At 49.7% G+C, this 18,320-nt stretch carries 19 protein-coding genes; 4 read left to right on the forward strand and 15 right to left on the reverse strand.

Annotated features, from left to right (window positions below):
- Positions 1 to 22: 22 nt before the first annotated feature.
- The 9 genes from DS731_RS14570 to trmJ all read right to left on the reverse strand — a co-directional run bounded on the left by DS731_RS14570 (position 23) and on the right by trmJ (position 8,654).
- Positions 23 to 379 carry a HesB/IscA family protein gene (locus tag DS731_RS14570; protein WP_119502016.1) on the reverse strand — a complete coding sequence of 119 codons (357 nt, stop codon included), beginning with the start codon at positions 377 to 379 and terminating at the stop codon, positions 23 to 25.
- 12 nt (positions 380 to 391) lie between these two features.
- Positions 392 to 1,609 (reverse strand): aminotransferase class V-fold PLP-dependent enzyme, encoded by a 1,218-nt coding sequence (locus DS731_RS14575; protein ID WP_119502017.1) that lies wholly within the window; start codon positions 1,607 to 1,609, stop codon positions 392 to 394.
- The gene (gene sufD, locus DS731_RS14580; RefSeq protein ID WP_119502018.1) at positions 1,606 to 2,865 is read right to left on the reverse strand and encodes a Fe-S cluster assembly protein SufD; all 1,260 of its coding nucleotides are present in this window, start codon (positions 2,863 to 2,865) and stop codon (positions 1,606 to 1,608) included. The genes DS731_RS14575 and sufD overlap by 4 nt, the downstream gene beginning before the upstream one ends.
- Positions 2,862 to 3,623, reverse strand: a complete 762-nt coding sequence (sufC, locus tag DS731_RS14585; protein ID WP_119502019.1) for a Fe-S cluster assembly ATPase SufC — start codon at positions 3,621 to 3,623, stop codon at positions 2,862 to 2,864. The genes sufD and sufC overlap by 4 nt, the downstream gene beginning before the upstream one ends.
- Before the next feature lie 2 nt (positions 3,624 to 3,625).
- On the reverse strand, positions 3,626 to 5,062 hold the full coding sequence (gene sufB / locus DS731_RS14590) for a Fe-S cluster assembly protein SufB (protein ID WP_119502020.1): 1,437 nt from the start codon (positions 5,060 to 5,062) through the stop codon (positions 3,626 to 3,628).
- 292 nt (positions 5,063 to 5,354) lie between these two features.
- A complete protein-coding gene (locus DS731_RS14595; RefSeq protein ID WP_119502021.1) occupies positions 5,355 to 6,521 on the reverse strand; it encodes an IscS subfamily cysteine desulfurase in 1,167 nt (388 codons plus the stop codon).
- Complete coding sequence (gene iscR / locus DS731_RS14600; RefSeq protein ID WP_119502022.1) at positions 6,518 to 7,006, reverse strand: Fe-S cluster assembly transcriptional regulator IscR; 489 nt, start codon at positions 7,004 to 7,006, stop codon at positions 6,518 to 6,520. The genes DS731_RS14595 and iscR overlap by 4 nt, the downstream gene beginning before the upstream one ends.
- A 102-nt stretch (positions 7,007 to 7,108) precedes the next feature.
- Positions 7,109 to 7,930 (reverse strand): serine O-acetyltransferase, encoded by an 822-nt coding sequence (cysE, locus tag DS731_RS14605; RefSeq protein WP_119502023.1) that lies wholly within the window; start codon positions 7,928 to 7,930, stop codon positions 7,109 to 7,111.
- Between the two features lie 10 nt (positions 7,931 to 7,940).
- Positions 7,941 to 8,654, reverse strand: coding sequence for a tRNA (cytosine(32)/uridine(32)-2'-O)-methyltransferase TrmJ (gene trmJ / locus DS731_RS14610; protein WP_119502024.1), 714 nt, complete (start codon positions 8,652 to 8,654; stop codon positions 7,941 to 7,943).
- Between the two features lie 206 nt (positions 8,655 to 8,860).
- On the opposite strand from trmJ, the gene suhB reads away from it, so the two are divergent.
- The gene (suhB, locus tag DS731_RS14615) at positions 8,861 to 9,637 is read left to right on the forward strand and encodes an inositol-1-monophosphatase (RefSeq protein ID WP_119502025.1); all 777 of its coding nucleotides are present in this window, start codon (positions 8,861 to 8,863) and stop codon (positions 9,635 to 9,637) included.
- 226 nt (positions 9,638 to 9,863) lie between these two features.
- Here the strand turns inward: suhB and secF are convergent, their stop codons facing one another.
- The 6 genes from secF to DS731_RS14645 form a co-directional block, all read right to left on the reverse strand.
- Positions 9,864 to 10,805, reverse strand: coding sequence for a protein translocase subunit SecF (gene secF / locus DS731_RS14620; RefSeq protein WP_119502026.1), 942 nt, complete (start codon positions 10,803 to 10,805; stop codon positions 9,864 to 9,866).
- A 12-nt stretch (positions 10,806 to 10,817) separates the two neighbouring features.
- Positions 10,818 to 12,662 (reverse strand): protein translocase subunit SecD, encoded by a 1,845-nt coding sequence (gene secD, locus DS731_RS14625; protein WP_119502027.1) that lies wholly within the window; start codon positions 12,660 to 12,662, stop codon positions 10,818 to 10,820.
- Positions 12,663 to 12,715: 53 nt separating this feature from the next.
- A complete protein-coding gene (gene yajC / locus DS731_RS14630) occupies positions 12,716 to 13,054 on the reverse strand; it encodes a preprotein translocase subunit YajC (RefSeq protein WP_119502028.1) in 339 nt (112 codons plus the stop codon).
- Positions 13,055 to 13,081: 27 nt separating this feature from the next.
- Positions 13,082 to 14,194, reverse strand: coding sequence for a tRNA guanosine(34) transglycosylase Tgt (gene tgt / locus DS731_RS14635; RefSeq protein ID WP_119502029.1), 1,113 nt, complete (start codon positions 14,192 to 14,194; stop codon positions 13,082 to 13,084).
- A gap of 139 nt (positions 14,195 to 14,333) precedes the next feature.
- The gene (gene queA / locus DS731_RS14640) at positions 14,334 to 15,383 is read right to left on the reverse strand and encodes a tRNA preQ1(34) S-adenosylmethionine ribosyltransferase-isomerase QueA (protein WP_119502030.1); all 1,050 of its coding nucleotides are present in this window, start codon (positions 15,381 to 15,383) and stop codon (positions 14,334 to 14,336) included.
- A 239-nt stretch (positions 15,384 to 15,622) separates the two neighbouring features.
- Positions 15,623 to 15,880, reverse strand: coding sequence for a DUF6471 domain-containing protein (locus DS731_RS14645; RefSeq protein WP_119502031.1), 258 nt, complete (start codon positions 15,878 to 15,880; stop codon positions 15,623 to 15,625).
- Between the two features lie 185 nt (positions 15,881 to 16,065).
- Here DS731_RS14645 and DS731_RS14650 point away from each other — a divergent pair, with 185 nt between their 5' ends.
- The 3 genes from DS731_RS14650 (at position 16,066) to DS731_RS14660 (ending at position 18,319) form a co-directional block, all read left to right on the forward strand.
- Positions 16,066 to 16,455, forward strand: a complete 390-nt coding sequence (locus DS731_RS14650) for a DUF2170 family protein (protein WP_119502032.1) — start codon at positions 16,066 to 16,068, stop codon at positions 16,453 to 16,455.
- 17 nt (positions 16,456 to 16,472) lie between these two features.
- The gene (locus DS731_RS14655; protein WP_119502033.1) at positions 16,473 to 17,153 is read left to right on the forward strand and encodes a PspA/IM30 family protein; all 681 of its coding nucleotides are present in this window, start codon (positions 16,473 to 16,475) and stop codon (positions 17,151 to 17,153) included.
- 113 nt (positions 17,154 to 17,266) lie between these two features.
- Positions 17,267 to 18,319 carry a potassium channel family protein gene (locus DS731_RS14660; RefSeq protein ID WP_181013631.1) on the forward strand — a complete coding sequence of 351 codons (1,053 nt, stop codon included), beginning with the start codon at positions 17,267 to 17,269 and terminating at the stop codon, positions 18,317 to 18,319.
- Position 18,320 lies beyond the last annotated feature (1 nt).

Genomic DNA, 18,320 nt, shown 5'->3' on the forward strand with positions numbered 1-18,320 from the left:
TTTGTGCTTTAGCCAAAACGTATTAACCGATATTGAAGCTTTCGCCGCAGCCACATTCGTCCACGACATTAGGATTGTTGTACTTGATTACGCCATTGATCCCTTCCTGAACGTAATCAATTTCGGTATTTCTGACAAACTTCACCGCATCTTTCGCTACCGCCACCGTAAGGGCATCGCTGGCAGAAACCAGTTCGTCATCTGCTTCAGGGGCATCGGCCAGATCCAGCACATAAGCGTAACCGGTGCAGCCGCTTACCTTGGTAGACAAGCGGATAACGCTGCCTGGTCTGGATGCGACTTTTTTCTCAAAGTGCTTTACCGCACTGTCGGTCAGAGAAATAACGGTAGTAGAGGGTACAAACGTTTCTACGGACATGTTGCCTCCTTATCAAGCAAGCATCATATGAGCCTTGCGAAGCGCACTGAACAAAACGTCCACTTCATCAAGGGTGTTATAAATAGAAAATGACGCGCGGGCCGTGCCGGGAATATTAAACTTCTTCATCAGCGGCTGCGCACAGTTATCACCGGTGCGTATAGCAACGCCCTGCTGATCAAGAATGTAACCCACATCAGCCGGGTGAATGCCGTCAAGAATAAAGCTCATTACACCCATTTTAGCCGGTGCAGTACCAACAATTCGCATGCCTCCAAAGGCGTCAGCCTGCTCATGAGCACTGGCCAGCAATGCCTTTTCATGGGCCTGTACTGCATGGGTATCCAACGCTGAGAACCAGTTAACCGCAGCGGCAAGACCTACAGCACCGGCAATGTTCGGCGTTCCGGCTTCAAGACGGTTAGGCAGTTCGCCCCAGGTCGCATCCTCATAGGTCACATCGGCAATCATTTCACCGCCGGTCAGCCATACCGGCCAGTCCTGCAATACGTTTGCCCGTCCCCACAGCACACCGGTGCCGGTAGGGCCAAATAACTTGTGGCCGGAAAACGCATAGAAGTCGCAGCCAATATCCTGCACATCAACACCGCCATGAGCAATGCCCTGAGCGCCGTCGACTAACACCAGCGCCCCATGCTCTTTCGCTTTCGCCGTGAGCAGTTTCACCGGATTCAGCGTACCCAACGCATTAGATACATGGGGAAAAGCTACCAGGCGGGTATTGGTGTTCAGCAGCGCAGTAAAGGCGTCTGTATCCAGCTCACCGGAATCAAAGATGGGCGCAACTTTTAATATGGCACCGGACACTTTACAGGCTTGCTGCCAGGTCACGAGGTTCGCGTGGTGTTCCATTTCAGTTACCATAACTTCATCACCGGCTTTCAGCAACTGACCCAGGCCTTTCGCAACCAGATTAATGGCTTCGGTAGTACCGGCTGTCCAGATCACTTCTTTACGGTCATTCGCGTTAATAAACGCGGCCACATCGTCACGGGCTTTTTCAAAGCGTCGTGTGGCTTCATCGGATAGCGCATGAGCACCACGATGCACGTTGGCATTCGTGGTGGTGTAGAAATCCATAATGGCATCCAGCACTGCCTGTGGCTTCTGTGTGGTTGCTGCATTATCCAGATAGACCAGCGGTTTGCCGTTCACCTTGCGGCTGAGGATCGGAAATTGCGCCCTCAGGGCCTGCACGTCCAGACTCATTTTACCTCCATAGAGGCAAAACGTTCGCTGAGCTTAGGCAGCAACCAGTCAGCAATGACTTCTTTCGGAATTTGGGTAACCAGTTCCTGAATAAAGCCGAAATTCAGCATGACCAGCGCCTTACTGCGGGGAATACCGCGGCTCAGCATGTAATACAGTGCCGTATCATCGATTTCTGCAACCGTAGCGCCGTGAGCACATTTCACGTCATCCGCATAAATTTCAAGCTCAGGCTTGGTGTTAATCAGCGAACGGCGCGAAAGTAACAGGTTACGGTTATTAAGCTCTGCCAGCGTTTTCTGGGCATCGCGGTGTATATGGATACGACCGTTAAATACAGCGCGGGCACCGTCACCTACGATACCGCGGGCATTTTCTTCTGATGTACCATTCGGAACGGCGTGCTCCAGGGTGGTATGCAGGTCGAACAGTTCACCTTCTGCCAGCAGATAAATGGCGTTCATTTTCGCATTAGCGTGCTCACCGGCATGCCAAACGTCGATATCAAGACGGCTTAATTCGCTGCCATAGCCAACCAGTGTGCTGTTCAGGCTGGCTTCTTCACCGAGCTTAAAGTGACTGCCACCGATTTGTTTCGCTTTACCGGTAAACAGGGCAAAACGATAATGTTCCAGCTGCGCATGATCTGCAATGCTATATTCAGCAAATGCCGTCGTCAGGCTGTCAGCCGTGCCTTCACCGTGTTCAATAACAGTCAACCTGGCCGCTTCACCCAAACGCACCAGTACGCGGGTATGGGCATCGCCTGCCTGAGTGCTGAGGTTCAAAACCCGCACAACCGGTTTGATTTTTGCCCCTGCAGCGACATCGATGAACACACCTTGTTTAGACACGGCGTCATTTACCAGGCCGAAGGTGTGACGGGCAGGTTTAATCTTTGCAAAAATACTTTTGATAGCCGCCTGTTCGTCGTCACCGGCTTTTTTCAGTGACTTGATTTTCAGGCCTTTAGGCAATGACAGTTCACTGATGTCAGTCACCAGCTTGCCGTCAGCGAATACCAGATCGATAGTATCCAGCTTATCAATCTGCGGCACAGCAGGTTCTTCTGTCACCTTCGCTTTGATTGCTTTACGTTTCTCAACGCTGGTCAGCGGAGTAAAACGCCATTGCTCGGTACGCTTACCCGGCCAGCCCTGCTCCTGCAGAGCTGCCAGTGATTTTTTGCGCTGAGAAGAAAGGAAGTCAGAAACATCCTGAGCGTTGTCAATGACTTGTTCCAGCCATTGGCTCATGCTTCACTCTCCTCGTATTTTTTACCTAAGAAAGCGTAACCGTTTTTCTCAACTTCCAGCGCCAGCGACGCATCGCCGCTCTTGACGATTTTACCGTCGGCCAGAATGTGTACGAAGTCCGGCTTGATGTAGTCCAGCAGACGCTGATAGTGGGTTACCACGATGAAACTGCGCTTGTCGTCGCGCTGGCTGTTTACGCCGTCAGCGACAACCTGCAACGCGTCAACGTCCAGACCGGAGTCTGATTCATCAAGAATACACAGCGACGGCTCAAGCAGAATCATTTGCATGATTTCGTTACGCTTTTTCTCACCACCGGAGAAGCCTTCGTTTACGCCACGCTTAAGGAAATCCAGCGGCAGTTGAACCTGCTTGCAGGCTTCTTTGGCTTTCTTGAGGAATTCTGCTGCAGTCAGTGGCTCTTCACCACGCTGTTCGCGCATGGCATTCACCGATTCCTTCATGAATTCCATGTTAGAAACACCCGGAATTTCTACCGGATACTGGAATGCCAGGAACAGACCTTCACGGGCACGCTCTTCTACGTCTAAATCCAGTAAGTCTTTACCGTTCAGTTCTACCGTACCGTCAGACACTTCGTAGCCGTCACGGCCAGACAGTACATAGCCCAGCGTGGATTTACCCGCACCGTTAGGGCCCATGATAGCGTGTACTTCACCCGGACCAATTTCCAGATCCAGACCTTTAATGATGGTCTTTTCTTCGACGCTGGCATGTAGATTAGAAATTTTTAGCATTATTACCCCACTGAACCTTCAAGACTAATTTCGAGCAGCTTGCCAGCTTCAACGGCAAATTCCATTGGTAGCTCTTTGAATACTTCTTTACAGAAACCGTTAACGATCATCGACACGGCTTTTTCCGCGTCCAGACCACGTTGCTGGCATAAGAATAACTGCTCATCGCTCACTTTCGACGTTGTCGCTTCGTGCTCTACGATGGCGGTAGGGTTTCTGCTTTCAATATACGGGAATGTGTGTGCACCGCACTGATCGCCGATTAACAGCGAGTCACATTCGGTAAAGTTACGGGCACCGTCTGCACGGGGGCCCATCTGCACCAGACCACGGTACGCATTATTGCTCTTACCTGCGGAGATCCCTTTCGAGATAATGGTGGAGCGGGTATTTTTACCCAGGTGAATCATTTTCGTACCGGTATCGGCCTGCTGGCGTCCACGGGTCAGCGCTACAGAGTAGAATTCGCCCACGCTGTTATCACCTTTAAGTACACAGGAAGGATACTTCCAGGTAACTGAAGAACCGGTCTCAACCTGAGTCCAGGAAATCTTGGCATTGGTGTGACAAATACCGCGTTTGGTTACGAAGTTATAAATACCGCCTTTACCGTCTTCGTCACCCGGATACCAGTTCTGTACCGTTGAGTACTTAATTTGTGCGTCATCCATGGCGACCAGCTCAACAACCGCTGCGTGCAGCTGGTTCTCGTCGCGCTGAGGTGCAGTACAGCCTTCCAGATACGATACGTAACTGCCTTCTTCGGCAACAATCAGCGTACGCTCAAACTGACCGGTGTTCATCTCGTTAATGCGGAAATAGGTCGACAACTCCATCGGGCAACGAACGCCTTTTGGAATAAATACGAATGAACCATCGGTGAACACCGCACCATTCAGTGCAGCATAGAAGTTATCTGTACGCGGCACCACAGAGCCAAGGTATTTCTTAATGAGCTCAGGATATTTGTGAACAGCTTCAGAAATCGGGCAAAAGATAACACCGGCCTCTTCCAGCTTTTCACGGAATGTGGTCACAACGGACACAGAATCGAATACCGCATCGACAGCAACACCCGCCAGCATTTCCTGCTCGTGCAGAGGAATACCCAGTTTCTCGTAGGTACGCAGCAGTTCAGGGTCAACCTCGTCAAGCGACTTAGGTTTGTCCTTCATACTCTTCGGTGCGGAATAGTAAGAAATAGCCTGGAAGTCCACTTTAGGATACTCCACATGGGCCCACTCCGGTTCTTCCATTTGCAGCCATGCGTTGTAGGCTTTTAAACGCCATTCAAGCATCCACTCCGGCTCACCTTTCATTTCTGAAATGCGTCGGATAACGGATTCGTCCAGTCCACTTTCGAAGGTTTCCGATTCGATTTCAGAATAGAAACCGGCATCGTACTTACGCGATAGTGCCTGATCGATCTGTTCACTCATTATTGGATCTCACCTGTTTGCCTGAAATTGCGGGTCCATTTCATTACAAAGCCATGTCGGTCTTGCTTTGCATCACTGAAAACAAAACATTGTTTGTCAGCCGGACCAGCGCGATAAATCGGTTAAATTGTATAATACCTGAGTAAACCACTCAAGAATTGCTCCGGGCGCTATACGCTGACAGACCGCTGATGCCGCGCCGGAAAAAGCGTGCGCATCATGCCCGAAACAGGCCGTCAGTTCAATGTTTACGCGGTTGTGATATGGCCAACCGCCCGGTCGTTTGTGCTTGCTACTGCGCGCTGCGAAGTGTGGTAACTACACTGCTTACCTTGCTGATCACGTATTCAATGTCAGCCTGTGTGGTATAACGTCCAACCGTAAAGCGGATCCCGCTGTGTGCCAGTTCCGCACTCATGCCCAGTGCAGCCAGTACATAAGACGGCTCAAGGCTGGCAGATGTACATGCAGAACCTGATGATACGGCAATATCATTCAGTGCCATCATTAAGCTTTCGCCATCTACGCCACCAAAGCTGACATTCAGATTTCCCGGCAAGCGCTGTTCTGCGTGACCATTAAGATATACGTTGTCTAACTGGCTGATGCCTTGCCAGAGCTGGTCACGTAAACCACGTATCCGCTGACTTTCCTCAGCCATTCCGGCCTCAGCCAGGGCAAAGGCTTCACCCATTCCAACTATCTGGTGAACAGGCAGCGTGCCGGAACGCATGCCCCGCTCATGGCCTCCTCCATGAATTTGAGCAGAGATTTTCGCTTTAGGGCGACGACGCACGTACAACGCGCCAATACCTTTCGGACCATAAATTTTGTGTGCTGACACTGACAACAAATCAATATCGAGTTCACTGAGATCCAGCGGCAGCTTTCCGGCAGATTGTGCAGCATCCACATGAAACAGAATGTCTCTTTCGCGACATAACTTACCGATGGCTGCAATATCCTGAATCACACCGATTTCATTGTTCGCATGCATCACGCTTACCAGAACGGTATCATCCCGCATAGCGCCGGCAATCTGTTCAGAGGTAATGAGACCATCGCTGTCCACAGCCAGTACCGTAACTTCAAAGCCTCTTTCAGCCAGTGCATCACAGGTATCCAGCACGGCTTTATGTTCAGTGTTAACGGTAATGATATGCTTACCCTTGCTAAAGTTAGCTTCAGCAGCACCTTTTATCGCCAGGTTGTTGGACTCAGTGGCTCCTGAGGTAAAAACAATTTCTCTGGGATCGCAGTTGAATACATCGGCAATCTGATTACGGGCGATATCTACCGCTTCTTCAGCAACCCAGCCGTAGCGATACGTACGGGAGGCCGGATTTCCAAAGTTTCCGTCCATGGTTAAGCACGCCATCATTTTCTCTGCCACACGGGGATCGACCGGTGTGGTGGCGGCATAGTCTAAATAAACGGGTTGTGTACGGGCTTGAGTCATGACAACTGAATGCTAACCTTGATGTCTTCCAGAGGTTTAATAATGGATGTTTGCTTATCCTGGCGCCCGGCCACTTCCTGCACTTCACGCTGAGACATCAGTTCACCCAACGTAATGGAATCCAGAAACACGCTGATACGGTCGCTCAGATCCTGCCAGAGGCTGTGAGTCAGGCAACGTTCACCGCCCTGACAATCAGCCTGTCCCTGACAGCGGGTAGCATCAACGGATTCATCAACGGCGCGGATGACCTCACCCACAGCAATTCGCATGGCATCGCGGCCCAGCAAATAACCGCCGCCCGGACCGCGTACACTGTCGACCAGCTTCTCTTTACGAAGTCTGGAGAACAGTTGCTCTAAATATGATAATGAAATTTCCTGACGCTCGGAAATGTCAGCCAGCGGCACAGGACCGCGGGTTGAATGCAACGCAACATCCAGCATAGCTGTAACGGCGTAGCGCCCTTTTGACGTTAATTTCATGACTCTCTCCCAGCCTTTTTCAGGCGGGAATTGTTACATTCCCGACTAAAATGGTCAAGTATTTAACCTGGTAAATTAGTCAGGTATTATTTATCAGCTTAATCAGATTTTCGGGTCAAAATCGTCCTGCACTTCGCCCTGTTGAGGCACCACAGGGTCAATCCCCGTATCAGCGAAGTCTTCAGCTTTAATGGCATGCAGATTGTCAGTACACACATCACCGCCCATTGCGCGGATAACGCCGCAAAGTTCTTCCACCTTATTGTCCATCTGGTGAATATGCTCAAGCATAACGCCCATGGCATTGGCAACCGGGTCAGGATTGTCTGTAGAAACGGCGTAAGCATCGAAACCGTATTTCTCGGCAATCTGGTGACGACGGGTAATTTGCGGATCATCTGATGCAGTTTTTTGGGTTTTAACGATGCGTCCGGGAATACCCACCACCGTTGCTCCGGCCGGTGTATCCTTGACAACAACCGAGTTAGAGCCGATTTTTGCCCCTTCAGCAATCACGATGGGGCCAAGCACTTTCGCACCGGCACCGACGACCACGTTTTTCTCCAGGGTAGGATGACGTTTTCCGGCCTTCCAGCTTGTACCACCCAGCGTTACACCATGATACAAAGTGACGTCATCACCAATAACCGCCGTTTCACCAATGACAACCCCCATGCCATGGTCGATGAATACTCGTCTGCCAAGTGTGGCGCCCGGGTGAATTTCGATACCCGTTAACCAGCGGCTGAACGTAGACAACGTGCGCGCCAGCCATTTTAAGTCGTGTTTCCACAGTTTATGACTGATCCTGTGCAGCCAGATAGCATGCAGGCCGGGGTAATTGGTCAGTACTTCAAAGGTATTCCTTGCCGCAGGGTCACGGTGAAAGACGCCTTTTATATCTTCTTTTATTCGCGGAAACACGGTACGACCCTCACTTTACGGCTTTGTCGATGGACGACAAAATGCCGCGCAGAATGTTCAGTTCCTGACTTTCCGGACGGGCACGGTTGAACAGACGGCGTAATTTGGTCATCACCATGCCCGGATGGTTCTTAACAATAAAGTTTGTACCGGTAAGGGTTTGTTCGAGGTGCTGGTAAAAACGTTCCAGATCTTCGTTTAACGGGTAGTCATTTTCAGTGGGAGGGAACGCATCTTTCTCCAGCCACGCCATGCGCACTTCATAGCATAATGTCTGTACTGCGGCGGCAAGATTCAGTGAGCTGTATTCCGGATTGGCGGGAATGCACACATGGAAATGGCATTGCTGCAGCTCTTCATTCGTCAGACCGTTATTTTCACGGCCAAATACCAGTGCCACCGGATAATCCGGTACTTCTTCAATCAGTTTACGACCGCAGCTGCGGGGTTCCAGCATTGGCCAGGAGTGAGTTCTTGAACGTGCAGAAGTCCCTACGACCAGTCCGCAGTCAGCAACCGCTTCCTGAAGCGTGGCAACAGTTTTCGCATTTGCCAGCACATCACCGGCGCCGGCCGCTAATGCACTGGCGTGGCCATCCGGCGCACTCACAGGATCAACCAGATACAGGTTACTCAGGCCCATGGTTTTCATCGCCCTTGCGGTTGAACCAATATTGCCTGTGTGGGATGTATTAACCAGTACTATCCGGATGTTGTCGAGCATGCGTGTTACCTTCACCTATTTTGCGGGTGGCGGATAATAGCACAATAGCTTTCTGGATGGCTATTTACCCCGCCCTGCCGGGGCCGTTTTTTCGCCGCCGGCCATTGCATATTTTAGCGGCTCTGTTAAACTTCGCGCGCTTTCAACGTGTATGGTCAATTTCCGTACAACGTTTACTATGATCTTTTACAATTGGTGGTTTACTTATGCATCCTATGCTGAATATTGCGGTGCGCGCTGCGCGTGTTGCCGGAACAATCATTGTGCGCGGTTTTGAGAATCGTGCTGACCTGACGAAAGAAGTGAAAGGCGCCAATGACTACGTAACGCAAATCGACAAAGAAGCCGAAAAGGCGATTATCAACAAAATTCAGCAGTCTTACCCGGATCACAGCTTTCTGGGTGAAGAAAGTGGCGAAACCCACGGTAAGGATTCAGATTTTCAGTGGGTTATTGATCCACTGGACGGAACCACCAACTTTGTAAAAGGTATCCCCCATTTCTGTGTTTCCATTGCTCTTCTGCACAAAGGTCGCCTTGACCAGGCTGTTGTTTTTGATCCTATCCGCAGTGAAATTTTCACCGCCAGCCGTGGTCAGGGTGCTCAGTTGAACGGCTACCGTATCCGTGTAACCAAACCCCGCGACCTGACTGAAACTGTACTGGCTACTGCCCTGCCGTTTAAAAACAAAGCACAGTTTGGTGAGTATGCCCTCGGCCTGAACAAAATCTTCCACGAATGTGGCGATATCCGCCGCGCTGGCAGTGCTGCGCTGGATCTGGCTTACGTTGCAGCCGGCCGTGTAGACGGTTACTGGGAACGTGGTATTAAGGCATGGGACATCGCAGCAGGTGAACTGCTGGTGCGTGAAGCAGGCGGCCTGGTAACTGATTTTAAAGGTAACAACGACCCTCTTTACAAAGGTGAAATCGTAGCCGGCAGCCCGAAAGTGGTTCAGGGCCTCGTAAAGCATCTGAAGTAAGAAGCATCTGAAGAAAGGTGCACACTTCCACGGAAGTTAAAACGCATTCAAAGGCCAGCGCAAACCCGCTGGCCTTTTTGTAATTGCTGCCCTGAAAAGGTGCTGTAAATTTCAACGACTGTTCACAATCCACCCTATACAAACCGTCATTTGATACCGGCAAACGGGTCATAAAAAAAGGCCGCTGACAAAGCGACCTTCTTCAACATCGTACTCCCGTATTTGTTTACGGAAGCGGGTCCATATCGGCACCTTCTTTCTCTACCTGCGGCGGCATCAGGTCTTCTTTACTGATCCCCAGTGCCAGCGCAACAGAGCTGGCAATATAGATTGAAGAGTACGTACCTACCGCAACACCAAACAGCAGCGCTGTTGCGAAACCGTGAATAAGCGCACCGCCTTTATAGAAAAGCGCAACCAGTACCAGCACCGTGGTCAGTGAAGTAATGATGGTACGATTCAAGGTTTGCGACAGAGAGATATTTACAATCTCTGTAGGCTCACCCTTACGGATTTTGCGGAAGTTTTCACGGATACGGTCGCACACAACGATGGTATCGTTCAGCGAGTAACCGATAACCGCCAGCACAGCGGCCAGTACTGTCAGATCAAATTCGATTTGCAGTACAGAAAACAAACCCAGGGTAAGAATAACGTCGTGTACCAGCGCGGCCACAGAACCCAGCGCAAAGCGCCATTCGAACCGCATGGCAACGTACACAAGAATACACAGCAGTGCCACCAGCATGGCGAGACCGCCCTGCTCTGTCAGTTCATCACCCACCTGCGGACCAACGAACTCAATACGACGCATGTCTACGGTTTCACCGTCAGCACGCAGTGCAGCAAGTACCTGGTCGCCAATGGCAGAGGCTTTTACACCATCCCGGGGCGCGATACGTATAAGCACATCCTGACTGCTTCCGAAGTTTTGTACAACGGCATCAGCAAAATCTGCTCCGGCCAGCTCAGAACGGATCTTCTCAAGGTCAGCGGATTCTTCATAACCCACTTCAATGAGTGTTCCGCCTGTGAAGTCCAGTCCCCAGTTCAGACTGTTCATGCCCAGCGACACCAGTGAGCCGAGAATAAGCACAGTTGACAGGATCATGGTTGCTACACGCAACCGCATAAAGTTAACCGTATGGTTCAAAGATAAAAATTGCATAGTAACGGTTCCTTATATCGGCAGCGAAGTGACGCGGCGGCCGCCCCAGATTGCATTGGTGATAACACGGGTCACCAGAATAGCGGTGAACATGGATGTCGCAATACCAATCATCAGCGTGATGGAGAAGCCTTTAATCGGACCTGTACCCACAGCAAACAGGATCATACCGGCAATAAAGGTAGTCACGTTTGCATCCAGGATGGTAGAAAACGCACTGTCATAGCCCATATGAATGGCTTGCTGAGGACTGCGTCCGTCACGAAGTTCTTCGCGAATACGCTCGAAAATCAGTACGTTGGCGTCTACCGCCATACCAACGGTCAATACAATACCCGCCATACCCGGTAAGGTCAGGGTCGCGCCGGGGATCATAGACATCACACCGATGATGATTACCAGGTTGCTCACCAGAGCCACATTGGCAATCAGGCCAAACGCTTTGTAGTAAACAATCATGAAAATCAGAACCGCTGCCAGACCCCAAACGATGGCCTGCATACCCATTGCGATGTTTTCTGCTCCCAGACTTGGGCCAACGGTACGTTCTTCAACAATTTGAATGGGGGCAATCAATGCTCCGGCACGAAGCAGTAAAGACAGGTCACGGGCTTCTTTCGGAGAATCCAGACCGGTAATACGGAAGCTGCTGCCCAACTGCGCACGAATCGTTGCGATACTGATCACTTCTTCATGCTTTTCGAAAATCAGTTTACCGGCGTCATTACGTTCACCGGTCGACTTGTACTCGATGAAAACCGTCGCCATGGGCTTGCCGATATTGCTGCGGGTAGAACGGGACATCTTGTTACCACCCTCGGAATCCAGCGAGATGTTTACCTGCGGGATACCGTATTCATCAACGCCGCTGTTTGCGTCAGTAATGTGGTTACCGGTAAGCATGATGCGTTTTTCAAGCAACTGAGGACGGCCGCTCTGGTCGTTAATCAGTTGAGACCCGGCCGGCACACGGCCATTAACAGCATCAGCAACGTCGTGGTCTAAGTCCACCATGCGGAATTCCAGCGTTGCAGTGGCATTCAAAATTTCTTTTGCCCGTGCGGTATCCTGAATACCCGGTAACTGCACCACAATCCGGTCTGCGCCCTGTTTCTGAACAACAGGCTCAGCAACACCTAACTGGTTTACACGGTTACGGATGATGGTGATGTTTTGTTTTACTGCGTTATCACGGATTTCAGATAATTTGGCCTCAGAGAAAGCGGCGCGTAATTTCATGCCTTCCACTTCTTCAAAGCTCAGGTCACGATTCTGGTTGCGCAGGAAGAACTCTGCTTTTTCCAGCGTCTCCTGATCACGGAACGTGATATCCAGATAATCATCATGCTGAGACACGGTACGGTAGCGCAGACCTTCTTCACGCAGAGAGGTTCTGAAACCGTTTTCTGCATCTTCCAGAGATTTCTTGATTGCCTCGCTCATATCCACTTCCATCAGAAAGTGAACACCGCCACGCAAATCCAGACCCAGCTTCATGGGAGAACCACCCAGGTTTTCCAGCCATTCCGGCGTATCCGGCGCCAGGTTCATAGCGACGTAATAATCCGTACCCAGTTCTTTTTCGAGTAATTCACGGGCGCGAAGCTGAGCATCACTGCTGTTCAGGCGAACCAGGATTTGCTCGTTTTCGAATTCGGTTTTCTTAACACTGATATTGTTGGCTTTCAGTGCATCCTGAACGCGGGTAACCAGTTGTTCATCAACTTTGGCATCGCGTCCGGCAGAAATCTGCACGGCGTTATCTTCACCGTAAATGTTGGGAAGTGCATATAATGCACAGAGGCCAATAATAAAAATGACCACCAGCACTTTCCAGATCGAGTTTTTATTTAACACAGGAACTTCCTTTTACCAGAGAGCCGGGAAAATCCCGGCTCTGGCAGCATAGCTTAAATCGATTTCATCGTGCCTTTTGGCAGCACTGCAGAAACAGAGGTTTTCTGGATAACGATATTGGTTTCATCGTTTAACGCAATTTCAATAAAGTCTTTTTCTTCAGATACCTTAGTGATGCGTCCTACCAGGCCACCCTGGGTGAGAATTTCATCCCCTTTGCCCAGTGAAGAGACCAGATTTTTATGCTCTTTAACACGCTTGGCTTGCGGGCGGTAAAGCAGGAAGTAGAAGATAAGACCGAATACACCCAGCATAATGAGCATTTCGAAACCGCCACCCTGTGGTTGACCACCGGCGGATTGCGCGTAAGCGTTAGAAATAAACAAGCTCATAATTTCCTCATTTTTTAAATGTTGTTGTTATAGTGCCGGAACCGGCAAACCTTTTTGTGCGTAAAATTCTTTTACGAATCCGTCTAAATCATCTGCGTCAATGGCATCACGCAAACCTTGCATGACACGCTGGTAATACCGCAGGTTGTGAATCGTATTCAGACGGGCGCCCAGGATCTCATTACATTTGTCCAAATGATGGAGATATGAGCGTGAATAGTTTTTACAAGTGTAACAATCGCAGTTTTCGTCCAGTGGTGACGTATCGTTGCGATGTTTGGCGTTGCGGATTTTTACCACACCTTCAGTGACAAACAGATGACCGTTGCGGGCGTTCCGTGTTGGCATTACGCAGTCAAACATATCAATGCCGCGACGAACGGACTCCACTAAATCTTCCGGTTTACCCACCCCCATCAGATAACGGGGCTTGTCCTGCGGAATTTTAGGTGCCGTGTGTTCAATAATGCGGATCATGTCCTCTTTGGGCTCACCCACAGACAAACCGCCAATGGCGTAACCATCAAAGCCAATCTCTTCAAGGCCGGCCAGCGATACGTCACGAAGACCTTCATACATACCGCCCTGCACAATACCAAACAATGCCGACGGATTATCGCCGTGGGCTTCTTTACTGCGTTTGGCCCAGCGCAAAGAAAGCTCCATAGAGATCCGCGCTTCCTGTTCCGTTGCCGGATAAGGAGTACATTCATCAAAGATCATGACGATATCAGAGCCGAGATCCCGCTGCACTTCCATGGATTTTTCAGGTGTCAGCAAGATTTTTTCACCATTGATCGGTGAACGGAAGGTCACGCCTTCTTCGGTGATCTTGCGCAAGTCGCCAAGACTGAACACCTGGAAACCACCGGAGTCGGTAAGGATTGGCTTATCCCAGTGCATAAAATCATGAAGATCACCGTGTTGCTTTATGATACCGGTGCCCGGACGCAACATCAGATGGAAAGTATTGCCCAGGCAAATGTGCGCGCCGCTGTCCTTCAGCTCTTCAGGGGTCATCCCTTTTACGGTACCGTAGGTGCCTACAGGCATAAAAGCCGGTGTTTCTACCACGCCTCTGTCGAATACCAGACGGCCGCGTCTGGCTTTGCCATCGGTTTTAAGTAGTTCAAATTGCATTAAAAACTGTATCCCGAAATCACCAGCGGGCGATACGCAGCTGGCGTAAATAAAAAATTTGGCGGCGATTATACCAGTTTCAGCGTACAGATCATGCTCTGCAGCGCGGTAACCCTGAAATTAAACGCAACCCTGCTCTTTATACCGGCTGGCTTTGCGCTTTTTCAATGAACATGCTGTCGCCGTAACTGAAGAAACGGTATTCATTTGCAATGGCATCCTGATAGGCTTTCATGACATGTTCTCTGCCGGCAAATGCACTGATCAACATCATCAGTGTGGACTCCGGCAAATGAAAGTTCGTGAACATGGCATCCACGACTTTAAAATTGAATCCCGGGTAGATGAAAATATCAGTATCATCAAAGAAAGGCCGGATCAGATCATCACCGGCGGCTTTTGCAGCCGACTCCAGCGAACGCACCGAAGTGGTACCCACGGCAATAACCCGTTTACCTGCAGCTTTAGTGGCCACTACGGCGTCTGTCACATTCTGCGGCACTTCGGCATACTCCGAGTGCATAACGTGTTCCTGAATATTGTCAACACGCACCGGCTGAAATGTGCCGGCCCCGACGTGCAGAGTAACAAACGCCAGATTCACACCTTTAGCCCGCAGGGCGGTCAGCATGTCGTCGTCAAAATGTAATCCGGCTGTCGGTGCAGCCACTGCGCCGGGCTTCTGATTATAAACAGTCTGGTAACGCTCTTTATCACTGCTTTCATCAGCACGGTCTATGTAAGGAGGCAGCGGCATATGGCCATATTGCTCAAGTTGAGAAAGTACTGAAGCCGCATCATCAAAATGAATGAGAAATAGCGCGCCTTCCCTGCCCGTCACGGTGACGTGCACCTTTTCTTCCAGCAACAACTGAGTACCGGGTTTGGGCGCCTTACTGGCACGCACGTGGGCCAGTACCTGATTATTATCTAAGATCCGCTCCACCAGCACTTCCACCTGGCCGCCGGAGGCTTTTTTACCTCTCAGCCGCGCAGGAATTACCCGGGTATTATTGAATACCAGCAAGTCACCTTCATCTACCAGAGACAGCATCTCAGCGAACTGCTGATGTTTAACTGAACCGGTATTCCCATCCAGGCACAGAAGACGGCTGGCACGACGTTTTTCTGTAGGATATTTGGCAATCAAATGCTCTGGCAGCTCGAAACTAAAATCAGATAACTTCATTTTTCACTTCAAAATCAGTAAATTAAAACTCGTAAATATACGCACGTATATTTTTAAATAACTATATATATACCGAAATACGCATAAACATTATACAGCGCGGACTTAAACGCTTAAGATACGTACAGATAGTGATGATGTTCTCCCAAACAGATCCTATTCTGACCCGGTAGCTTTACCGGGTTTTTTTTATCTGTTTCACAGGATTACCTTAATCCCCGATTACCCGGGTAGACGTCTCAGTCATCATCCATATCGTTAAGAATGTCACCAACGGCCTGCATAGCAAGTGGCCGGGCATTTAGCACCATCATGATCTGCAAAAACAAATCCGCTCCCATAATACCTTTATTCACTTTGTTTCGCAGGTTATCTGCACTCTGCTCCACCCCAATTTCGGCTAACCGGTCACTAAGTGCCTGATATTTAACACCTCTCACCGACATTTCTGACTTTACCAGCCTTGCCACCGCTTGCCGCCAATTATTTTTCGCCATCAGAAAACCACCATTTGTGAGTTATTTTTTACAAAAACACACTTTTTTACACATAAGAGAGGTATTGATTATTGACTACTTTGCCCCAACCTGTCTACACTGAACCCCGTGAATGTTGTCGTGCACTTTAAAAGTCGTTTACAGTGTTGTCGACATTTTCGCTTCAATCGTAAAGGAGAGACGTTATGACGTGGGATCTGGAAAAGCTTGAATCCCTCTTGCAAGAACACGACGACTTTGTCATCACCCGTGAAGAAGGCTGCCTTCTCATTGCTAATCAGGATGGCATTGATGCCTGGCTGGCACTGAGTGGCGAGCAAATCCTGGTGGAAAGTCTGTTATTCCCGGCTTCCGATGTAAAAGACAAGCCGGCTTTGGATCATGAGATTCTGTCAACGCACATGGTATTTCCGCTGACGACAGTAGGTATTTCTACCATTGGTGGTGATGAATACTACACAGCTTTTGGCGCACTGAGTGCCCAGTCAAAGCCTGAAAGTATCGTGATCGAAGTTGAAACCTTGTTTCAAAACGTAGCGTCTTTCTTAGATGCCTACGAAACGCATTTAAAATAACCTGACAGGAGAAGCGAATGTCTGTTTGGAAAAAATTAGTAACAGCTGTGAAAGGTGGTGCCACTGAAGCTGCGCAAGCCGTAGCCGACAGTCAGGCAATCAGAATTCTTGAGCAGGAGATCCGTGAAGCGAAAGAAGAGTTACGTAAATCTGACCACGCCCGCACGCAAATCCTGGCGAAATGCAAATTATCGCAACAGAAAGTAGACAGCTTCAGCGCGTCTATTGCTGAGTACGAAGCCCATGCCCGCAAAGCGGTTGAAACAGACCGTCAACTGGCACTGGATTGTGCACAGAAAGTGTCTGATTTGAAAGCTGAGCAGGAACAGGAACAGCAATACCTTGATCAGTTCAAACAATCCGAGAAGCAACTGGCTCAAAATATTCAGCAGGCCAAAGCAAACCTGCGCCGCCTGGAACAGCAGGTAGATATGGTAAAGGCGACTGAAAGTGTGCAAAAAGCGCAGGTAGCTGTATCTTCACGCCATATGGGTGCGAACAGTAAAATGAAGACTGCGACAGAATCTTTATCGCGGATTCAGGAAAAGCAAAAACTTCGCACCGCTGAGTTGCAGGCTGCCGAAGAGCTGGCGGCTGAAGAGTCCACCAGCGATCTTGAAAAACGCCTGTCTGAGGCAGGTATCAAAGGCGGCAAATCATCTGCAGATGATGAACTGAGCCGGATTCTGGGTAAGTAATTAATGTTAAGGGGGCTGACACGCCCCCTTACTTTTTGTGACTTGCACCTGAAATTGCTTTTACGTCATACTGCTTAGCTCAGAAATAATCATCAGGGACGCATCCATACACCATGGCTTCATGGACCCACATTCGTAAACTCATGCTGCGGTATTTTTCCGAATCCCGCTGGTACACCATTGTCACCATCACTTTTATTTACGGCTTACTTGCATGGTTAATGCTGTCTGCGGCCGGAGAAGAAGCGCTGACCAGCCATGCAGACTTTTTTTACTGGATGGCTGTTACTGCCTCAACTGTCGGTTATGGCGATCTGTCACCGGTCACACCGGCAGGTAAAATTATCGTATCGCTGTATGTGATTCCGGTGGGATTGAGTATTTTCGCGATGGTAGTGGGCCGGATTGCGGCATGGGTGAGCCATCACTGGCAAAGAGGACTCTTAGGAATGAAACCATTACATGTTGAAAATCACATTCTGGTTATCGGCTGGAATGAAAACAAAACTCTGCTGTTGCTGGATTTGCTGCTTAAAGAGCGGGAAGCCCTGCCGGATAAGCCGGAAATCGTATTATGTGTAAAAGCAGATATTCACAACCCCATGCCGGACAAAATTGAATTTGTGAAAGTTGATTCATTTAACCGCGACGAAGATATGGACAAGGCCTGCGTCGCCACTGCCAGAACCATTCTCATGGACAATCCGCAGGATGACGTGACGTTAACCACAGCCCTTTATTGCACTAACCGCAATCCGGATGCCCACAAAGTCGCGTACTTTACTGACGATACGCTGGTTCCCCTGCTGCAGATGCATTGTCCAAAAGTTGAGTGTACACCGTCAGTGGCCGTTGAAATGCTGGCGAAAGCAGCTTTTGATCCCGGTTCAAGTATGCTGCATCACGATTTAATCAGCGTTGACGATGGTCAGGCGCAGTTTTCGACTCAGGTTCCGGCGGATATTCAGTCTCTTGCCGTAGAGCATGTGTTTAATAATTTTAAGCGTGAATATAACGCGATTCTCATCGGCTACGCCCCCGGCGGCGTGTATAAAAATATGGTTCTCAACCCTGATTTCTCACATACCATTTGTGGCGGTGACAAAGTGTTTTACATCGCCGGCAGCCGGTTGAACGATATTAACTGGCAGACATTAGGAGCGTAAT

Origin of the sequence: Alteromonas sp. RKMC-009 (genome assembly GCF_003584565.2) — a bacterium.
In the GTDB taxonomy this organism is placed as follows: Bacteria; Pseudomonadota; Gammaproteobacteria; order Enterobacterales; family Alteromonadaceae; genus Alteromonas.

What these genes read in the sequence shown, in the direction of transcription:
- DS731_RS14570 (WP_119502016.1), bottom strand. Translation starts at nt 379, where the DNA reads ATGTCCGTAGAAACGTTTGTACCCTCTACTACCGTTATTTCTCTGACC.
- DS731_RS14575 (WP_119502017.1), bottom strand. Translation starts at nt 1,609, where the DNA reads ATGAGTCTGGACGTGCAGGCCCTGAGGGCGCAATTTCCGATCCTCAGC.
- sufD (WP_119502018.1), bottom strand. Translation starts at nt 2,865, where the DNA reads ATGAGCCAATGGCTGGAACAAGTCATTGACAACGCTCAGGATGTTTCT.
- sufC (WP_119502019.1), bottom strand. Translation starts at nt 3,623, where the DNA reads ATGCTAAAAATTTCTAATCTACATGCCAGCGTCGAAGAAAAGACCATC.
- sufB (WP_119502020.1), bottom strand. Translation starts at nt 5,062, where the DNA reads ATGAGTGAACAGATCGATCAGGCACTATCGCGTAAGTACGATGCCGGT.
- DS731_RS14595 (WP_119502021.1), bottom strand. Translation starts at nt 6,521, where the DNA reads ATGACTCAAGCCCGTACACAACCCGTTTATTTAGACTATGCCGCCACC.
- iscR (WP_119502022.1), bottom strand. Translation starts at nt 7,006, where the DNA reads ATGAAATTAACGTCAAAAGGGCGCTACGCCGTTACAGCTATGCTGGAT.
- trmJ (WP_119502024.1), bottom strand. Translation starts at nt 8,654, where the DNA reads ATGCTCGACAACATCCGGATAGTACTGGTTAATACATCCCACACAGGC.
- suhB (WP_119502025.1), top strand. Translation starts at nt 8,861, where the DNA reads ATGCATCCTATGCTGAATATTGCGGTGCGCGCTGCGCGTGTTGCCGGA.
- secF (WP_119502026.1), bottom strand. Translation starts at nt 10,805, where the DNA reads ATGCAATTTTTATCTTTGAACCATACGGTTAACTTTATGCGGTTGCGT.
- yajC (WP_119502028.1), bottom strand. Translation starts at nt 13,054, where the DNA reads ATGAGCTTGTTTATTTCTAACGCTTACGCGCAATCCGCCGGTGGTCAA.
- tgt (WP_119502029.1), bottom strand. Translation starts at nt 14,194, where the DNA reads ATGCAATTTGAACTACTTAAAACCGATGGCAAAGCCAGACGCGGCCGT.
- queA (WP_119502030.1), bottom strand. Translation starts at nt 15,383, where the DNA reads ATGAAGTTATCTGATTTTAGTTTCGAGCTGCCAGAGCATTTGATTGCC.
- DS731_RS14645 (WP_119502031.1), bottom strand. Translation starts at nt 15,880, where the DNA reads ATGGCGAAAAATAATTGGCGGCAAGCGGTGGCAAGGCTGGTAAAGTCA.
- DS731_RS14650 (WP_119502032.1), top strand. Translation starts at nt 16,066, where the DNA reads ATGACGTGGGATCTGGAAAAGCTTGAATCCCTCTTGCAAGAACACGAC.
- DS731_RS14655 (WP_119502033.1), top strand. Translation starts at nt 16,473, where the DNA reads ATGTCTGTTTGGAAAAAATTAGTAACAGCTGTGAAAGGTGGTGCCACT.
- DS731_RS14660 (WP_181013631.1), top strand. Translation starts at nt 17,267, where the DNA reads ATGGCTTCATGGACCCACATTCGTAAACTCATGCTGCGGTATTTTTCC.